The organism is Rhizobium sp. ARZ01, assembly GCF_014851675.1.
In the GTDB taxonomy this organism is placed as follows: Bacteria; Pseudomonadota; Alphaproteobacteria; order Rhizobiales; family Rhizobiaceae; genus Mycoplana.
In genome coordinates this window covers 550,965-569,187 of the sequence record NZ_JACVAE010000001.1, presented here as the reverse complement: position 1 = coordinate 569,187, position 18,223 = coordinate 550,965, and the positions used below count along the sequence as shown (strand labels likewise).

The 18,223-nt window shown below is 63.6% G+C and carries 14 protein-coding genes; all 14 read right to left on the bottom strand.

Translation table 11 applies throughout. The features are described 5' to 3' along the window. Positions 1 to 5: 5 nt before the first annotated feature. The 14 genes from IB238_RS02685 to IB238_RS02620 all read right to left on the bottom strand — a co-directional run bounded on the left by IB238_RS02685 (position 6) and on the right by IB238_RS02620 (position 18,159). Entirely contained in the window at positions 6 to 2,963 is a 2,958-nt protein-coding gene (locus tag IB238_RS02685) for a bifunctional [glutamine synthetase] adenylyltransferase/[glutamine synthetase]-adenylyl-L-tyrosine phosphorylase (protein WP_192243322.1), read from the bottom strand. 45 nt (positions 2,964 to 3,008) lie between these two features. Further along, entirely contained in the window at positions 3,009 to 4,433 is a 1,425-nt protein-coding gene (locus IB238_RS02680; protein WP_192247301.1) for a HAMP domain-containing sensor histidine kinase, read from the bottom strand. Positions 4,434 to 4,438: 5 nt separating this feature from the next. After that, on the bottom strand, positions 4,439 to 5,122 hold the full coding sequence (locus IB238_RS02675) for a response regulator transcription factor (protein WP_192243320.1): 684 nt from the start codon (positions 5,120 to 5,122) through the stop codon (positions 4,439 to 4,441). Positions 5,123 to 5,242: 120 nt separating this feature from the next. Next, complete coding sequence (locus tag IB238_RS02670) at positions 5,243 to 6,817, bottom strand: Do family serine endopeptidase (RefSeq protein WP_192243318.1); 1,575 nt, start codon at positions 6,815 to 6,817, stop codon at positions 5,243 to 5,245. 134 nt (positions 6,818 to 6,951) lie between these two features. Then, positions 6,952 to 7,437, bottom strand: a complete 486-nt coding sequence (locus tag IB238_RS02665; protein WP_192243316.1) for a cytochrome c-type biogenesis protein — start codon at positions 7,435 to 7,437, stop codon at positions 6,952 to 6,954. After that, entirely contained in the window at positions 7,434 to 9,425 is a 1,992-nt protein-coding gene (locus IB238_RS02660; protein ID WP_192243314.1) for a heme lyase CcmF/NrfE family subunit, read from the bottom strand. Before IB238_RS02660 ends, IB238_RS02665 begins: the two co-directional genes overlap by 4 nt. After that, a complete protein-coding gene (gene ccmE, locus IB238_RS02655) occupies positions 9,422 to 9,874 on the bottom strand; it encodes a cytochrome c maturation protein CcmE (RefSeq protein ID WP_192243312.1) in 453 nt (150 codons plus the stop codon). The genes IB238_RS02660 and ccmE overlap by 4 nt, the downstream gene beginning before the upstream one ends. Further along, complete coding sequence (gene ccmI, locus IB238_RS02650; RefSeq protein WP_192243310.1) at positions 9,871 to 11,001, bottom strand: c-type cytochrome biogenesis protein CcmI; 1,131 nt, start codon at positions 10,999 to 11,001, stop codon at positions 9,871 to 9,873. The genes ccmE and ccmI overlap by 4 nt, the downstream gene beginning before the upstream one ends. 104 nt (positions 11,002 to 11,105) lie before the next feature. Then, positions 11,106 to 11,558: a hypothetical protein gene (locus tag IB238_RS02645; RefSeq protein WP_192243308.1), complete on the bottom strand. Its 453-nt coding sequence runs from the start codon at positions 11,556 to 11,558 to the stop codon at positions 11,106 to 11,108. A gap of 90 nt (positions 11,559 to 11,648) precedes the next feature. Continuing rightward, positions 11,649 to 13,070, bottom strand: coding sequence for an ATP-binding protein (locus tag IB238_RS02640; protein WP_192243306.1), 1,422 nt, complete (start codon positions 13,068 to 13,070; stop codon positions 11,649 to 11,651). Next, a complete protein-coding gene (gene feuP / locus IB238_RS02635) occupies positions 13,060 to 13,731 on the bottom strand; it encodes a two-component system response regulator FeuP (protein WP_192243304.1) in 672 nt (223 codons plus the stop codon). Before feuP ends, IB238_RS02640 begins: the two co-directional genes overlap by 11 nt. Positions 13,732 to 13,779: 48 nt before the next feature. After that, a complete protein-coding gene (locus IB238_RS02630) occupies positions 13,780 to 14,034 on the bottom strand; it encodes a hypothetical protein (protein WP_192243302.1) in 255 nt (84 codons plus the stop codon). Between the two features lie 104 nt (positions 14,035 to 14,138). Next, positions 14,139 to 14,348, bottom strand: a complete 210-nt coding sequence (locus tag IB238_RS02625; protein ID WP_192243300.1) for a hypothetical protein — start codon at positions 14,346 to 14,348, stop codon at positions 14,139 to 14,141. Positions 14,349 to 14,364: 16 nt separating this feature from the next. Next, complete coding sequence (locus IB238_RS02620) at positions 14,365 to 18,159, bottom strand: glycoside hydrolase/phage tail family protein (protein ID WP_192243298.1); 3,795 nt, start codon at positions 18,157 to 18,159, stop codon at positions 14,365 to 14,367. Positions 18,160 to 18,223: the final 64 nt, after the last annotated feature.

The following is an 18,223-nucleotide window of genomic DNA, read 5'->3' as shown; positions in this document are numbered from 1 at the left end:
GGCGGTCAGACCTTGACCGTCGCCAGGAAAATCCGCCGCACCGCCTTCGACAGGCGCTTGATTTCGCCCTCAAGCGTCCGCAGGTCCGGGCAATCGCCGGCCCGGCAGACCAGATCGATCAGCCCGGCGGGGGCTTCCTTTGGATCAAATGCACCATCGATGCAAAGCCGCACGATCTGGGAAATCTCCGTGTAGAGCCGCAACGCCTCCTCGACCGTATCGAGGTCGTTGGCATCCATCTGTCCGGGGCCGACGATGGCAAGCGCCTCACCGGTGGGAAACGCCTTTTCCGGCAGCGCGGCACCGCGCGCGGGAGCTACCAGCATCAAAAATTGCGCGATGAATTCGATATCGACAAGACCGCCGGGAATAAGCTTGAGGTCCCAGAGATCCTTCGGCGCCTTCTCCGCTTCGATCAGGCCGCGCATCTCGCCCACGTCCTTGGCGATGCCGGCAACGTCGCGCTTGCGATCGAGAATATGCCGGATCGTCGCTTCGGTTTGCGCGGCAAGGTTCTCGTCGCCGCAGACCACGCGGGCACGGGTCAGCGCCATATGCTCCCAGGTCCAGGCCTCCTCCTCCTGATATTTGGCAAAGGACGTGATGCGGGTTGCGACCGGTCCCTTGTTGCCGGAGGGCCGAAGCCGCATGTCCACCTCGTAGAGTACGCCCTCCGAGGTCGGCGCCGATAGCGCCGAAATCAGCCGCTGCGTCATCCGGGCGTAATAGCGTGTCGCGTCGAGCGGCTTCGGACCAACCGACTCCGTCGCGGCCGACCCGTCATAGTCGTAGAGCAGGATCAGATCGATGTCGGATCCGTCCGTCAGCTCGAAGCTGCCGAGCTTGCCCATACCGACCACCGCCACGCGCCCGCCCGGGAAGGTCCCATGCGCCGTCTCGATCTCGCGTCGCACTGCATCCAATGCAGCCTCAACGATCAGGTCGGCCACGTGGGTGAAGGCGCGTGCAGCCTGCTTGCCGCCAATGGCTCCGGTCAGAAGGCGGATGCCGATCAGGAAACGTTGCTCGGCGGCGATGATGCGCAGCCGATCCAGAACGTCCTCGTAGTGGCGCGCGCCGGCGACGAAGCCCTTGATCCGTTCAGCGAGATACCTGCGCGTCGGCAACTCGGCCAAAAGCGTCGGGTCGAGCATGCCGTCGAAGACATGCGGCCGAGCGGCGATAATCTCCGCCAACCGCGGCGCCGAGGACATGACGTTGAAGATCAGCGTCAGCAGGCGCGGGTTGTTGCCGAGCAGCGAAAAGAGCTGGATGCCCGCCGGCAGGCCGGAAATGAAGTGGTCGAAGCGCAGAAGCGCCTCGTCCGCCCGCTTGCTCTGGCCGAACACCCTCAGGAGGTCCGGCGTCAGTTCCGTCAGCCGCTCCCGCGCCTCGACCGATTGCGTGGCGCGATAGCGGCCGTAGTGCCAGGTGCGGATCGTCTGCGAGATCGCCTCGGGCCGCTGGAAGCCGAGTTTGCGCAACGTCTCCAGCGTATCCGGGTCGTCGCGCTGGCCGGTGAAGACGAGGTTGCCGCCCTCCGAAGAGAGCTTGGCCTCCTGCTCGAACAGCGCACCATAGCGCCGCTCGACCGTCTTCAGCACCTTGACGAGCGCTGTGGAGAACTCCGCCGTATCGGCAAAGCCCATCATGTAGGCAATGCGCTTCAACTCGCTTTCGGTATCCGGCAGGAGGTGCGTCTGTTCGTCACGCACCATCTGGACCCGATGCTCGACGTCGCGCAGGAACCAGTAGGCTTCGGTCAATTCCTGGCAGGTGGCTTCGTCGATCCAATTGGCCTTGGCAAGTTCCACCAGCATCGGCTCCGTCGCGCGCAGTCGCAATGCAGGCATCCTGCCGCCTGCGATCAACTGCTGTGTCTGGACGAAGAACTCGATCTCGCGAATGCCGCCGCGGCCCAGCTTGATATTGTGCCCCTTGACGGCGATCTCGCCATGTCCCTTGTGCACGTGGATCTGCCGCTTGATCGAATGAATGTCGGCAATCGCCGCATAGTCCAGATATTTTCGGAAGACGAAAGGCGTAAGGTCCCTGACGAACTGCTCGCCGGCGGCTATGTCACCGGCAATTGCCTTGGCCTTGATGAACGCTGCCCGCTCCCAGTTCTGTCCGCGTCCTTCATAGTAAAGCATCGCGGAATCGACGGAGATCGCCAGCGGCGTGGCGCCCGGGTCCGGCCGTAGCCGCAGGTCGGTCCGGAAGACATAGCCGTCCGCAGTGCGTTCCTGCATGATCCGGATCAGCCGGCGAACCAGTCGCGCAAAGGTCTCCGTCGCCTCGATGCGGTCGATCACGACATCGGCCTGAGGATCGAAGAAGACGACCAGATCGATATCGGAGGAATAGTTCAGCTCGGCCGCCCCCAGTTTGCCCATACCGAGCACGATCAGCCCGGAACCCTCGCTCGGCCGGGCGCTGTCCTTCAGCTTCAGCTTTCCCCCCGCCTCGGCTGCGAGCAGCAGATGGTCCACCGCCGCCGATACCGCTGCTTCGGCCAGATCACTGAGGAAGCGGGTCGTCTGCCGGCCATCGATCAGCCGGCCGAGGTCGGCCATCGCCGTCAGGAAGGCGACCTTGCGCTTGGCCTGCCGCAACCGCGTCATCACCGCAGCTTCGCTGGTGTCGGCGTACAGCGCGGGGTCCCATGCCCGGCGCGCATCAGAAATCGCCTGATGTATCCGGGGAAGCAGCGGCTCGCTGATCGCCAGGGCGAGCAAATCCGGCGCAACCCGCGCGGTATCGCGCATGTAGGGCGACAGGGAGAACGCCGCTATGATGAAGTCTTTCAGCACGCTGTCAGATGCAAGAAGTGCTGCGACTTCGGGGCGCTCGCGTGCAATGTCCTTCAGATCCGAAAGTGCTGACTTTGCTTCAGTCTGGTTGAGCGGCCGGATTGGAGACGTCTCGATGTCGCTCAGGCACGTCGTTTCGGTAAAGGTCATTGCTATCCCCCTGGACACGCATGGGCGCTCCGCCTCCACCGTCTATCAGGCCCCGCCCCTACCCGCCAGCGTCAAGGGAAAGCGCATCGTTGCCGTGAGGCCATTGTCGCTTCCGTCGGAGGCCGTTGCCCCGAGCTCCAACCGACCGTGATGGACCTCCATCACCGCCTCGACCAGAGACAGGCCGAGACCCGTGCCCGGCTTGGTGCGGCTCCTGTCGAGGCGAACGAAGCGCTTCAGAACGTCGCCGCGTTGTTCCTCTGGAATACCAGGCCCGTCATCGGCAACTGTTATCACCGCGCCATCGCCGTTCCGCACAAGCGTTACATTGATGTGTGCCTCCTGCCCGTCCCCCTCGGCGTATTTGATCGCATTGTCGAGCAGGTTTCCGAGCGCCTGACCGATCAGTTCGCGGTTGCCCTGCACCTTGATGCCCGGTGCGATCTCCGACGTCACCGAAAGCCCGGCCTCTTCCGCCGCAGGCTCGTAGAGTTCGACGCAATCCGCCACGATCTGGGTCAGATCGACCGGGCCCATCTCCGCCACGGCCGAACCCGCCTCGACCCGCGAAATCATGAGAAGTGCGTTGAAGGTGCGGATCAGTTGATCGGATTCGGCGATCACCTCGGACAGGGCGTCGCGATAGTCGGCAGTCTTGGACTTGCCGGCAAGGGCCGCCTCCGCCTTGTTGCGGAGGCGCGTCAGCGGCGTCTTGAGGTCATGGGCGATGTTGTCGGAGACCTGACGAAGACCTTCGTTCAGCTTCTCGATCCGCCCGAGCATCGCGTTGAGCGATTCCGACAGGCGGTCGAACTCGTCTCCGGACCCGCCGACCGGCAGGCGCTGCGTCAGGTCGCCGTCCATGATGCGCTGGCTGGCGTCCGACATCCGGTCCATGCGCTTGAGCGCATTGCGACCAATAAGGAACCAGATCGCCAGCGCCCCGATGCCCATGATGCCGAGCGCAACCACGAGCGCCTGGCGGACCAGTCCGCGGAAATTCTCCGGTTCACCCAGGTCTCGGCCGACCAGAATTCGCAAACCGTTATCGAGAACGAACACATCCGCACGTGCGAGATGCCGCTCCGAACTGCCCTCCTCCTCGAACCGTTGATAGCGGAAGGGTGATTGCGTCCAGCCCTCGCGATCGAGCACGCCCGGCTGTAGCGAGTACACGTTGCCGGCGAGAATCTCGCCCGTCGGGCTGGCGATGATGTAGAGGTTGGCGCCGGGCTGACGCGCCCGCCGCTCGAGCGTCCTGAGAAGCCCGTTCATACCGTTCGCCGCATACATCTGCTTGATTTCGCCGACCTCGATCGAGACGGTTTCCCGTGTCTGCTGCTCCAGAAGCCCCTCGGACATCGAGGTCACGTAGAGGACGAGAAAAGCAGCGCAGGCGGCAAAGAGCAGGATGTAGAGGGCGGAAAGGCGAACCGCCGCCGTCCGAAAAAGCGTGGAAAGTCCGGACAGCATTTTCAGGCAGCCACCTCGTCCTTGATCATGTAGCCGGCACCGCGCACCGTGCGCAGCAGCGGCTGGTCAAAATCCTTCTCGATCTTGGAGCGCAGCCGGGAAACGTGCACGTCGATCACGTTAGTCTGCGGGTCGAAGTGATAATCCCAGACGTTTTCGAGCAGCATGGTGCGCGTCACCACCTGGCCGGCATTCTTCATCAGATATTCGAGCAAGCGGAACTCGCGCGGCTGCAGTAGTATTTCCTTGCCGCCGCGCCGCACGACATGAGCAAGCCGGTCGAGCTCGAGATCGCCGACGCGGTAAATCATGTCCTGCTCAGGCGTTCCCTTGCGACGCCCGAGCACCTCGACACGGGCGAGCAGTTCGCTGAACGCATAGGGTTTGGGCAGGTAGTCGTCTCCGCCGGCTCGCAAGCCGGTGACACGGTCGTCCACCTGTCCAAGCGCGGATAGGATCAGGGCTGGCGTATGAATGCCCTTTGCCCGCAGTTCGGAAATCAGTGAAAGGCCGTCGCGCCGCGGCAGCATTCGGTCGACGACGAGCACGTCATAACTGTTCTCCGAGGCCAGAAACAGACCGCTGTCGCCGTCCGAGGCGTGATCGCAGACGATGCCCGCCTCGCGGAATGCCTTGCAGAGGTAAGCGGCAGCATCCAGATCGTCTTCTACAATCAGTATCTTCATGGTTGAACCTTACACGCGTTGCCGCGCCCTTGAACAGTCCAGCCGCATCTGGCGTTCGGAGGAGACGCGAACGCCGCGAAATCAATGGATTTCGCGGCGTTCGGGATCGAACCGTGCGGGTTAACCCTGGTCGATCGGCAGGGCAAGGAAGCGGCTGCCGTCATCCGTTTCGACCTGGAACAGCGCCTTGGAGCGGCCGTCCTTACGTGCCTGGTCGATGACCTTGGTGATGTCGTCTGCCGACTTTACTTCCTGGTTGTTGACCGTGGTAATGCGGTCGCCTTCCTTCAGGCCGCGGTCGCCGGCGTCGGAGTCCGGGTCGACGGCGGCAACCATGACACCGTTGCCATCATCGGCCGGGCTGACGGAAATGCCGAGGTCAGCCAGTTCCTGTTCGCTCGACTGCTTGTCATCCGGGTTCGCCTGTTGCTCCGAGGCGGATGCCTGCTGGTCGCTTTCCAGCTTGCCGATCTCGACCTTGACGGTTTCGGACTTGCCGTTGCGCCAGACCGAAAGGTCGACATCCGTGCCGGGCTTGATGACGGCGACGCGCTTTGCCAGATCACGGGGGTCCTTGACGGTATCACCATTGAGCGCGGTGATGACGTCACCCTTTTTGATGCCAGCCTTCTCACCCGGGGAACCGGCCTGCGGTTCGACCACGAGCGCGCCTTGCGCGTCGGCCAACCCCAGAGATTCGGCGATGTCCTCCGTCACCGGCTGGATCTGTACGCCAAGCCAGCCACGCTCGACTTTTCCGTCCTTCATCAGGTCTGCGACCACGTCCTTGGCAACGGAAGCAGGGATCGCAAACGCGATACCGACATTGCCGCCGGAGGGCGAGAAGATCGCGGTGTTGATGCCGACCACCTGGCCGTCGAGGTTGAAGGCCGGACCACCCGAGTTGCCGCGGTTCACGGCGGCATCGATCTGCAAGTAATCGTCATAGGGGCCGGAGCCGATATTGCGGCCGCGGGCGGAGATGATACCGGCAGTCACGGTGCCGCCGAGGCCGAACGGATTACCGACAGCGACGACCCAGTCACCGACGCGGACCTTGCTGTCATCGGCAAAGTTCACATAGGTGAACTTGCGGTTCTCCTTGTTGTCGACCTTGAGGACCGCAAGGTCAGTGCGGTTATCCTTACCGACGAGCTTGGCGTCCAGCTCGGTGCCGTCATTCATGATGATGGTGAAGGCGGCGCCTTCGTCGACGACGTGGTTGTTGGTGACGATGTAGCCGTCTTCGGAGATGAAGAAGCCGGAGCCCTGCGAGGAGGGACGGAGGTGCCCCTTGCGCTTGCCGCCATCCTTGTCACCGAACTGCCGATGCTTGCCGCGGTCGCCGCGGGAGTCATCCTGCCCACCACCGAATTCGCGGAAGAAGCGCTTCAGCGGATGATCGTCCGGCAGATCGTCAAAGCCGCGGCCGCCGAAGTTGAAGCTGTAGTTGCCGTCATCCTCGACCGACTTGACATCGGACTGAACGCGGACGGACACGACTGCCGGGGAAACGGCGTCTACGACATCGCCGAAGCTTGCAACCTGCGGCGCCGTAACCTTGACCGGTTCGGCGAAGGACTGAGCGACGTGCGCCGGGATGCCGGTGGCCAGCATCATTGCTGCAAGACCGGCGACAGTCGAGGTCTTGAGGACCGTCTTGAGCGAGGGACGAAGGGAGTTTTGCTTTAACATCGCGGGATGCCTTTTCTCTCTGGTAGTTCGAATGAATTCGATGCCCCAGAGATAGGGTCCCAAACATTACGGAACACTGTCCGCGACATGAATTTTTAGTAATGTTCAGCAACAAGCTGAAAACAAATCGCTTTTCACCCGCGAGCGTCGTTTTTTCCGGCCGCGTCGGCCCCGACGATCCGCTCCAGTTCGGCGCGTTCCTCCGCCGACAACGGTTCGCCGACCGCCTTGCCCGAACGCCGTCGAACGAACAGTGCCATCGCGATTGCCCCGCCGAGGAAAAGGATCGCCGGCGCGCCCCACAGCAGCAGCGTTTCCGGCTTCAGGCGCGGCTTCAGCAAGACGAACTCGCCGTAGCGCGACACCACATACTCGATCACCGCCTCATCGCTGTCACCGCTGGCGATCCGCTCACGCACCAGCAGGCGCAGGTCGCGCGCCAGCTCCGCATTGGAGTCGTCGATCGACTGGTTCTGGCAGACCATGCAGCGAAGCTCGGCGGAGAGTGCCCGGGCACGCGCTTCCAGCGCCGGATCGGGAAGGACCTCGTCCGGGTTAACTGCAAGCGCTGGAAAGGCACTCACAACAAAGGCGGCGGCGAGAAGCAGCCTACGGATCATTCGGCGGCCTCCAGTGCTGCAACGGGCTTCAACTTCCGCGCCCCCTGCGGAGCGCCGATTCGCAACCGACGATCGAACAGCGACACCGCGCCGCCCGTCATCATGATCAGCGAACCGATCCAGATGCACAGGATCATCGGCTTCCACCAGACGCGCACGACGATGCCGCCGTCGCTCATGGCATCGCCAAGTGAAACGTAGAGCTGGCTCAGTCCGAACGTGCGGATTCCGGCCTCAGTCGTCGGCATCCGCCGGGCCGTGTAGAGCCGCTTTGACGACCAGACCTCATCGACCTTGACGCCGCCGCGGGCAACCGTGAAATGCCCGCTCTCCTCGGTGTAGTTCGGCCCCCTGCCCTGGCGCATCCCGTCGAATGTGAGGGTGTAGCCGCCCGATTCGACGGTGGTGCCGGGCTGCATCTCGACCACATGCTCGGTCTCGAAGGCCGTCACGGCGACAATACCGATCACGGTCACACCAAGACCGAAGTGGGCAAGCGCCGTACCAAAGGCCGAACCGGGCAGGCCAAACAACCGCTTGCGAGCGACGCTGGCGCTCACCTTACCGATGCCGGCACGCAGCCACAGGTCCGTGATCGCGCCCGCCAACATGTAGAAGCCGAGCGCAAGGCCGAAATAGGCAAGAACCGGCCCGCCACCATGGGTCCACTGCACGAATGCCGCAATTACCAAGCCGATACCGACGGCAGCGAAAAGCCGTTGCCCCGCTGCGAGCAGATCGCCGCGCTTCCAGGCAAGAAGCGGCCCGAAGGGAACGGCCAGCATCAGCGGCACCATCAGGAGGCCGAAGGTCAGGTTAAAGAAGGGCGCGCCAACAGAAATCTTCTCCCCCGTCAGCGCTTCCAGCACCAACGGATAGAGCGTGCCGGTCAACACAGTTGCCGCCGCAGTTGTCAGAATCAAATTGTTGAAGACCAGAGCGCCCTCGCGCGAGATAGGCGCAAACAGTCCGCCGGCCTTCAGCGCAGGCGCCCGGAAGGCGAACAGCGAGAGCGCGCCGCCGATGAAGATCACGAGGATCGCCAGGATGAACACGCCACGCGTCGGGTCCGTGGCAAAGGCGTGGACCGAGGTCAGCACGCCGGAGCGGACGAGGAAGGTTCCAAGCAGCGACAGTGAGAATGTCAGGAGCGCCAGCAGCACGGTCCAGATCTTCAGCGCCTCGCGCTTCTCCATCACCAGGGCCGAATGAAGCAGCGCGGTACCGGCAAGCCAAGGCATGAAGGACGCGTTTTCCACCGGATCCCAGAACCACCAGCCGCCCCAGCCGAGTTCGTAGTAAGCCCAGTAGGAGCCCATGGCGATACCGGCGGTCAGAAAGCTCCAGGCAGCAAGCGCCCACGGACGCACCCAGCGTGCCCAGGCGGCATCAATGCGCCCGTCGATCAGTGCCGCGATCGCAAAGGAGAAACAGACGGAGAAGCCGACATAGCCGAGATAAAGAAGTGGCGGGTGAATCGCGAGCCCGACGTCCTGCAGGATCGGGTTGAGGTCTTTGCCCTCGCCCGGCGCCGGATCAAGCCTAAGGAACGGATTGGACGTCAGCAGGATGAAAAGCGCGAACGCCGCCGTGATCCAGCCCTGGACCGCAAGCACGTTGGCTCTGAGGCGGTCGGGCAGGTTGGCGCCGAAGCTCGCCACGAGCGCGCTGAAGAAGGTCAGGATGAGCAGCCACAGCATCATCGAGCCTTCGTGGTTCCCCCACACGCCAGAGATCTTATAGATCATCGGCTTCATCGAATGGGAGTTCTCCCACACGTTCATCACCGAGAAATCGGACACCACATAGGCGAAGGTCAGGACGAGAAAGGAGAAGAGCGTCAGCAGGAAACCGGCAACCGCCGAAGACGGGGCTATCGCCATCAACGACGGATCGTTGCGCAGCGTGCCTGCGAGCGGCAGCAGCGACTGGATGATGGCCGTTGCCAGCACCAACACCAGTGCATAATGTCCAAGCTCGATGATCACTTGATGGTCTCCTTGCCGCTGAGCGTCACGCCCTGCGCCTCCAAGCGGTCCGCCACGTCCTTCGGCATGTAGGTCTCGTCATGCTTGGCAAGTACGGTGTCCGCAACAAAAACGGGATCACCATCGACGAATGCTCCCTCGGCAACGACACCCTGCCCTTCGCGAAACAGGTCCGGCAGGATCCCCGTATAGGTCACCGGCACCGTCCCGATCGTATCGGTGACGACGAAGGTCACCGTCGACCCCTCGCCGCGCTTCACCGAGCCGCCCTCGACGAGACCGCCGAGCCGGATTCGCGTGCCCGGCGGCACTTTCGTGGTGGCAAAGTCACCAGGCACGTAAAAATAGGCGATCGACTGGCTGAAGGCAAACATCACGAGCAGCACCGCCGCCAGCAAGAAGGCGACGCCGCCGCCGATAACCGCCAATCGCTTCTGTTTTCTCGTCATTGTTCGTTACCTTCGGCCGTAATCTGAAGCTCGCCGGCCAGCGCCAGCAACCGCTTGCCGTTTTCGCTGTCGGGCGGGAAGTTTTTCAGCGCCGTGCGTAGCGCCTCTTCTGCCGCCTCTCTTTGATCCAGTACCATGTAGGACCGGATGATGCGCATCCATCCCTCGAAATTGTCCGGATCCTCTTTCAGCTTGTCGGCGAGGCTCTCGACCATCCCGGCAATCATCTGCTTGCGCCCCTCGGCATCCATCTGCGACGCCGCAGCAACATCCTGCTCGGTCGGGTTTCCGGGTGCCGCTTGTTCTGCGCTGCCGGCGAGGCCGGCAATATGGCGGTTGACGAGCGGAAGCCACGGCGCGTCGGCCGGAGAATCCTTGACCAACACCTCGAAGGCGGCCTTCGCCTCCTCGCGCTTGCCTTCCTGCTCCAGCGCCAGCGCCAGGTAATACCGGGTGCGCGGGTTCTTCGCGTCCAGCGCCTCGGACTGTTGCAGGACTTCGCGCGCATCCTTCGTGACGATGCCGTCGGCAAGCGCAATCAGCACTTCGGCAAAGCCGTCAAGCCGTTCCGGCGACGGGCCGAGGGCGCGGATCGCTTCGCGATAGGCATTGGCGGAATCCTCGATCCGGCCATTGCGGAAATAGATCGGCGCCAGCAGTTCCCAGCCCGCTCCGTCATTCGGGTTTTCAACCAGATGACGCTCGGCCTTGGCGATCAGGATATTGAGATCGTTGCCAGGCTCGGCGAGACGTGCTGCCAGTGGTCGGGCAGGAAGGTCCGGATTTCCTGTCGAAATATAGAGACCGAGCCCGATGGCCGGGAGCAGAACCATGATCGCTGCCTGCGCCAGCCGATTGCGACGCTCCGAAACGACCGGTGTCGCGCTTGCCTCGCGCGCCTTGGCGGCGATCAGTCGCCTTGCGATTTCGGCGCGCGCCAGTTCCGCTTCGTTTTCGCCGATCAGTCCAGACGCCTGGTCTCGCGCGAGTTCGCCGAGTTGGTCCCGATAGACCTCGGCGTCATGCGCTTCGGCAAGATCGGCACTTCGCCCGGCCCGCAGCAGCGGTACGAGCAGGAAGACCGCAACGACAGCGGTCAGGACGGCAACGAGGATCCAGAAAAGCATGTCGTCCAATTACTGGAACGGCACGCTTTTTCCAATTGCAAAAGGGGAAATGACGGAAATTTGAGGCGTTTAGCCGCAAGCAACCGGCTCGGGCGATCGCACGATCAGCTCAGCGGCGTCCAGGTCCCGGCCGCGGTACGGCAAGCCGCGCCCCGGCTCACGGTTTCGCGCCCGCCTGCAATCAGCGTGTGGCTGTATTGCCGGCAGTTCTGCGAGCCGACCTGATAGGGGGCGGCAGCGACAACAGAACCCTGCACGCCCCGCCCCTGCCAGACGACCGGTTGCCCGCCGGGTGCGGCTTCGAGCGCGCGATACTCCGCCTCCAGCGCCCGCTGACGGTCGGCAGCCGAAAGGGAAACGCCCTTGGCGCGGGACACAAGCCCCCCCTCAAGCGCGGATATATAGGCCGCAGAGGACACGGCCACGCCCGCAGAAGCGTTCCCGGTTGCCGTCGTCCGCCCGGAGGTCGTGCTGCAGCCGACAAGGCTGATCGAAGCGACAATCACCGGAATCGCGACAACACGTGAGCTCATGTTCATCCGGTAAGTTCGCGTCATTTCATGCCTTTTCTGGCTTCTTGGATTCACGTTCGGTCCCGCCGGATGTTCTTGCCGCAGCGGTTCGCCTATCTTGCATTGTCTGCAGTGTCAGGCAACATCCTTTGCCACCGCCGGGAGCACCAGCTTCGCCAGAAGCCCTCCCAGTTCCCCTCGGGAAAGTGTAAGGTTCCCCTGGTACTCGGCGGTGATCTCGCGAACGATGGACAGACCAAGACCCGTTCCCGGCTTGCTCTCATCCAACCGTTTACCGCGCTTCAGCGCCTCCTGGATCTGGTCCGGCTCGAGCCCTGGTCCATCGTCCTCCACCTCCAGCACGATCCAGCGCCTGCGCTGCGTGTCGCCGTTATCGGGTTCCTCAGGTGCCAGCATTGCCCGAATTGCAACGGTGGTATTCGCGTAGCGCGCAGCGTTCTCCAGTAGGTTGCCGATGACCTCCTCGATGTCCTGCTGCTCCATCGCGATCATCAGATCTTCTGGCTCGATCGATAGCGTAAACTCGATATCTGCGTTCAGCCGCCGCATCACCCGCGCCAGCCGCTGCAGCACGGACGCTGCTTCCGTTCTCGCAAGTACGGACTCCCTTTGCGCGGCGATGCGGGCGCGATTGAGATAGGATTGCACCTGGCTCTGCATGGCCTCCGCCTGGTTGCGGACCAGTTCGCCATGCGGGACGGTCAGCACCCGCGCTTCGTTCAGGAGAACCGCGATCGGCGTCTTCAGCGAATGCGCCAGATTGCCCACCTGCATACGCGCCCGTTCGATGATGCGCCGATTGCTGTCGATCAACGCGTTCACCTCGCTCACCAGCGGCTGGATCTCGCGCGGAAAGATGCCACCGAGCCGCTCGGCCTGGCCCGCACGGATCTGTTCCAGCGCCTTGCGCACATGGTCGAGCGGCCTCAAGCCGATCAGGATCGCAACCGCGTTGAGAAACAGACTGCCGACACCGAAGCCGGCCAGCGCGAGATAAAGATTGCGGGAAAAGGCGCTGATGTCATCCTCAAGCACATTGCGATTGCCGGCGACGCGGAACCGCGCGGTTCGTCCGTCCTGGTCCAGCACCACCTCGGTTTCGACCACCTCGACCGTGTTTCCAAACGTGTCCTCGGTCGTGTAGTAGCGCTCGTAGCGCGTATCGAAGGGGATGGTCTCGGTGTCGGGAATGGGAATGCTGCCGTAGCCGAGCGAGGTGGAAGACATCGGCTCGCTCGGGAAGTTCTCGCCGATCGGCTCGACGATCCAGTACCAGCCGGTCTGCGGCTGCGAGAAGCGCAGATCGCCCAGTTGCGGGCTCCCCGTCAGCTGGAACTGCTCATCGGTCGAAACGGAATTGATGACGTTATAGAGCTGCGCCCGAAGCAGATCCTGGAAACTGGATTCGGCGCTGCGGCGATAGAGTGTCGAGATCACGAGTGCGATCACGACCAGGGCCAGCATCGACCAGAGCGACGCCAGCAGCAGCACGCGGAAGGTGAGCGACCGCGCGCCTCCTGGCGCCTTAACGGCCATCGGTCGGCGCTTGCATGCGGTAGCCGAGGCCGCGAACGGTCTCGATCAGGTCGACACCGATTTTCTTGCGCAGCCGGCCGACGAAAACCTCGATCGTGTTGCTGTCGCGGTCGAAATCCTGGTCGTACATGTGTTCGACCAGTTCCGTGCGCGAGACCACCTGTCCCATGTGATGCATGAGATAGGAGAGCAGCCGATACTCGTGCGAGGTCAGCTTCAGCGCCACGCCGTTGACGGTCGCTTTCGAACCCTTCGTGTCGAGCCGGACGGGACCGCAGACGATCTCCGAACTTGCATGCCCGGCAGCCCGCCGGATCAGCGCCCGGATGCGCGCCAGCACCTCCTCGACATGGAACGGCTTTGCCACATAGTCGTCGGCCCCGGCGTCGATGCCGGCGACCTTGTCGCTCCAGCGATCGCGCGCCGTCAAAAGCAGCACCGGCATGCGCTTGCCGTCCGCGCGCCATTTTTCGAGGACCGTAATGCCGTCCATTTCCGGCAGGCCGATGTCGAGGATCACCGCGTCATAGGGCTCGGCATCGCCGAGATAGTGTCCTTCCTCCCCGTCATGGGCCTGGTCGACCACATAGCCGGCGTCCTTCAGCGCTTCGGCCAGCTGACGGTTGAGGTTTTCGTCGTCCTCGACCACGAGTATGCGCATGTGTCTGTTTCCCTCCTTCCGCCGATCGCCCAGCGAGGCGATCGCCGGTCATTGCATCGGCACCCGCACCGTGATCTTGCGCGGACGCGCGTTGCCCTTGCCGGGTACCAGGACAGTGACCACGCATACACCATTTCGCGGCTGTGCGGAAAGCAGTTCGCCGCCTGTATCGGCGACGACCTGGCGCGCGGCCTCGCTGCAATCGGCCGCCGCCACCATCAGCACGTCGGCCGGACGGTCTGCGGCCGGCTGAGCGAACGCCAGGCTGGCCGCTGTTGCGGCGATGAGGAAGGGCGAGGTCATAGACACACTTTCATGGCAGTAACAATGTGGCGCCAGAATTAACCCAACGACGCTGAATGGCAAATGAATGTGGCAACGCTTTTTACGGCGTGGATGTATCCCGGTTACTTGAGTTTTCTGTGTGCAACGAGCCGTCCAGCCACGGCGACAATTCCGCCTGCGGCGGCCAGCAGCGCGGTAATACCGTCAGCAAGCTCGGCCTGCTCCGCGCCGCTGATTCCGAAGCCCGCGATGTTTGCGATGGACGCGATGATCGCCAACACACCGCCCCAGACGGTTTTCGAGAGATACCAGGCTTTGATGTCTGCACTCATGGAATGAGCCTTTCAGTTAGAGTTTCACCACTTTCTGCGCCGCGATCCCTTCGCGGACCGCAAGGCCAAGCTGACGTACGCGGATAGTGATCTGCGCCTGCACTTCGCCGAAATCGGCGATCTCATCGGCTGCCGCATATTCGAAATAGGGCTGGGTGGTCTCGACAGACCGCACGATCGCTTCACCTGCAAGAATTTCAATGCGATAGCTTTCGAATGGCTCATCGAGCGAAATGTCGTAACCCTCCCAGCTGTCCGCGTTCAGACGTGCCCGTCGCGTCCATGAAAAACCGATTGCGTCGCCCGACAGCCGTCTGCCTTTAAGATGCACGGGCGCAATCGGCGTTCTTGCGCGCACCCCGCCGGCAAAGACGATCGGCGTGATCGCCTCCGTCACGCCCCTTGCCTCGGCAATCCAGTTGATGCTGCGGCCAGCCTCGTCCGCCAGGAGCCCGAGCGGCCGAACGGCGGCATCCAGAAGCACCGCGACAGCGCCCGCCGTATGCCCCTCCGCCATCGCATCTTCGCTGCCCGCAAGCCCGCGCAGCAGACCGCTCAACCGCCAGCGCCTGGGCGCTGTTTCTTCCGCATCGAGAAAGCCTATGACCTCCCAATGTCCCGAGGGCGAGCCGATGGCAATTCGGTTTTCTCCCCCAAGCACCGCGTTTCGCGCCTTCGACGACATGGTGCCGAAGGGCAGTTCGAGCTCGATCGCGTTTGCGAGATCGAATCGCCCGACACACCCCGGCTCGAGTGCCGCGGACAACTGACCGATACGCGCCGGACGATCGAGCCGCACGCGTGCGACGTATCCATCGGTTCCGGGCGAGGACGAAATCAGGATCGGCCGCCAGGGCTTGGCATAAGCGGCAATACGCGCAAAACTCTCCTCCGGTCCGGCATCGAAACACGGCAGGTCGAGGAACTGCAGTTCAGGCAGGAACGCCGCCGATTCCAGCCCGCCGCCGGCCCGCGCCGCCTGTCTGGCAAATGGCACCTGGGCGCTCGCCTCACCGCCGGCAAAGCTCTGTGCCTCCACCTCGCGCACGGCGCCTTCCGTGACACGCGTCACCAGAAAACGACCGTCCGGCCCCTCATTCAGCCGCACCACGTCGCCCGGCATGACTGCGAGTGCGTTCAGCGGTAGCCGGAAGGTCAACTTCCGCATGCCGGCCCGATGATCGCGCAGTGCGCTTTCGATTGCCCCGGAGGCGGCACCGGCGTGCAATACCGCCGGCAGCGACAGCCGCAGCACGCGGTCATTGTCCGCCGTCATCCGCCGAGAACGCGCCGTTACCCGCTGGTAGGCGGACGTATCGGAAATATGATCCAGGATCGCCTCACCGGCATATTCGCTTGGATGCCCGCGCACCTCCTCGAAGGCCGTCTCGTCCGGCCGCTCCGCCAGAACGTCGATCGATACTGCAGGCAGTGCCGCGCGCAGGCGCGAGCGGAAGCGCAGAATGCCGTTCTCCTCCACCGCATCGATCTGAAACGCCGCCATCAGCGGCTCCAGCAGACTGCGCGCCGAGCCGGGCTCCGCGTGCACGAAACCCACGAGATCGCCGCTCACCATCGACACGTCGAAGTCGGCAAAGCCATGGTCCTTCAGGATCGCGGCGATCGCATCAGCAACCGTCGTCGCCCCGAGCCGCCCGTTCAGCCAATGGCCAAGCTGCCAGTTGTGTCCGTCGGCCCAGAGCGCGTCATTTTCCGGAAAGGCCGGATAGGGCCGCGCGTCCCAGGTCCAGACGAAAACGTGATCCGGATCGACCATGCCTGGCTCGGCGCTGCTTCCCTGCCACCAGCGGTGATGAGCATCGAGGAACCGGCGTTGCATCGCATCCGCCCGCCCGCCGCCGGAAAAGTAAGGCAGCGCGTTCTCGGCGCTCTTCGGGTCGGTGAAGACATTCGGCTGGTTTGTGCCCTTGTCGACCGCCGGGCAGCCGAGTTCGGTGAACCAGATCGGCTTCGACCGCGGCACCCAGGCTGTCGGCACGGACGCTTCCGCACAGTCGACCCGGTCGAAATGCCGGTTCGTCCACCAGCCGGTGAGATCCTTGTAGCGGTAGAGCCAGTGCCTGCCCGCCATACCGTCGGTGATCGGCGACCGCAGCCGCGCGGCCCGGTCCGCGTCGCTCGCATAGTACCAGTCGAACCCCTCGCCACCCTCGATCATCCCCCGCATGCCGGCTTCGTCGTCCGGCAGGCGAAATCCGTCCGGGTTGCCCGAAAGCGCATCGCCGTCGCGCCAGTCGGAAAGCGGCATGTAGTTGTCGATGCCGACAGCGTCGATCGCAGGCGAGGCCCAGAGCGGATCGAGGTTGAAGTGCACCTCACCGCTGCCGTCTGCCGGGTGATACCCAAAGTACTCGCTCCAGTCGGCGCCGTAGGTCAGATTCGTCACAGGTCCGACGACGGATCGCACGTCCTGCGCCAACTCGCACAGCGCCTCGACAAACGGGAAGGCCTCCGCCCCGTCGCGCAGATGCGTCAGCCCCCGCATCTCCGAGCCGATGATGAAACCGTCCACGCCGCCTGCGCCATCGGCCAGATGCGCGTAGTGCAGCACCATCCGCCGATAACCCTCATCGCCGTTGCAAAACGCTTCGACCTGGCTGCGCGCTGCTGCCGTCTTGTCGGCGCTGCCCGGCCGCCCCGTCGCCGGGTGGCAAGTGATCCGGCCCCGCCAGGGATAGGCGGCCTGACCGGTGCCGCCATAGGGGTCCGGCAGGTCATTGCCGGCCGGAACGTCCATCAGCACGAAGGGATAGAGATAGACCTTCAGCCCGCGCGCCTTCAGGTCCGCGATGGCCGCAACCACGCTCTCGTCCGATGGCGTGCCGCCATAGGCCGGCGCGCCATCGTTCCCACTGACGAGATGCGCCGCACCGCGTCCGATGCCGGCAACCCGCCAGGGCCGGCTCTCGTCGCTACGCTCCGCGACCTCCACCCCCGGCACGATCCTGCAGTGACCAGCACGCAGGTCCGTCCCGAACCAGGCAACGACCAGTGCCACCCGTTCGAGATTGGGGCAGAGCGCCTCCAACTCGTCGATCGACGCCGACCAGTCGGTCGCGGCGATCCGGTTGTTGCGGTTGATGTTGCGCCCCTCGCCCTTGCCAAGTCGCTCAGCCACCTTGCGCGGATCGTAGCCATGCTCGCTGGAGCCGGGAATGATCGTCACCGCGCGGATGCGCTTCTCCAGCGTTCCGGTCGGCCTCAGGACCTCAAATTGCAGGATCGGGATGCGGTTGCCAAAGCTGTCGAGCGGCAGCCGCTCGAAGACGGCATAGGCAAGCCCGCGATAGGCCGGCGCGTTGCCCGGCCCCTGCTTCGCCTCGATCAGTGGATCCAGTTGTTGGTCCGGCTCTCCCCGGTGGATCCGCATCGGCACGTCGGAAAGGTCGAGCTCCCGACCGTCGGCCCAAACGCGCCGCACGCCGGCAATCGGCCCCTCGCAGATGCCGACAGCGAAATTTGCGTAGTAGCTGTAGGTCTCGACACGCGGCCCAGTCGATTTGCCGCCGGAACGCTCGGAGGTCACTTCTTCATCGAAGCGCGTCGCCCAGATCAGCGTGCCGCCGACGCGTACCGTGCCATAGACCCGGTTGATCGCCGCCCCCTCGTCCGCGCCTGGGATGCGCGCATCCTGCAATCTGCTTCCCCGGATCGTCGAGCTGCCGCCAAGCAGTGCCTGATCGACGGCAGATCCGGCAATGGCGCCGATTGCACGCCCCGCGATCGCCCCGAACGGTCCAAAGATGCCGCCGAGCGCTGCGCCCGCCGCCTGGAAAAGAATTGTCGCCATGGAAGCCTCTGGCTCTGTTGTGCGTGTGTGTATGTGTGTGACTTGAGAGGTTGGTTTGGGTGAG

What these genes read in the sequence shown, in the direction of transcription:
- IB238_RS02685 (WP_192243322.1), bottom strand. Translation starts at nt 2,963, where the DNA reads ATGACCTTTACCGAAACGACGTGCCTGAGCGACATCGAGACGTCTCCA.
- IB238_RS02675 (WP_192243320.1), bottom strand. Translation starts at nt 5,122, where the DNA reads ATGAAGATACTGATTGTAGAAGACGATCTGGATGCTGCCGCTTACCTC.
- IB238_RS02670 (WP_192243318.1), bottom strand. Translation starts at nt 6,817, where the DNA reads ATGTTAAAGCAAAACTCCCTTCGTCCCTCGCTCAAGACGGTCCTCAAG.
- IB238_RS02665 (WP_192243316.1), bottom strand. Translation starts at nt 7,437, where the DNA reads ATGATCCGTAGGCTGCTTCTCGCCGCCGCCTTTGTTGTGAGTGCCTTT.
- ccmE (WP_192243312.1), bottom strand. Translation starts at nt 9,874, where the DNA reads ATGACGAGAAAACAGAAGCGATTGGCGGTTATCGGCGGCGGCGTCGCC.
- ccmI (WP_192243310.1), bottom strand. Translation starts at nt 11,001, where the DNA reads ATGCTTTTCTGGATCCTCGTTGCCGTCCTGACCGCTGTCGTTGCGGTC.
- IB238_RS02645 (WP_192243308.1), bottom strand. Translation starts at nt 11,558, where the DNA reads ATGACGCGAACTTACCGGATGAACATGAGCTCACGTGTTGTCGCGATT.
- IB238_RS02640 (WP_192243306.1), bottom strand. Translation starts at nt 13,070, where the DNA reads ATGGCCGTTAAGGCGCCAGGAGGCGCGCGGTCGCTCACCTTCCGCGTG.
- feuP (WP_192243304.1), bottom strand. Translation starts at nt 13,731, where the DNA reads ATGCGCATACTCGTGGTCGAGGACGACGAAAACCTCAACCGTCAGCTG.
- IB238_RS02630 (WP_192243302.1), bottom strand. Translation starts at nt 14,034, where the DNA reads ATGACCTCGCCCTTCCTCATCGCCGCAACAGCGGCCAGCCTGGCGTTC.
- IB238_RS02625 (WP_192243300.1), bottom strand. Translation starts at nt 14,348, where the DNA reads ATGAGTGCAGACATCAAAGCCTGGTATCTCTCGAAAACCGTCTGGGGC.
- IB238_RS02620 (WP_192243298.1), bottom strand. Translation starts at nt 18,159, where the DNA reads ATGGCGACAATTCTTTTCCAGGCGGCGGGCGCAGCGCTCGGCGGCATC.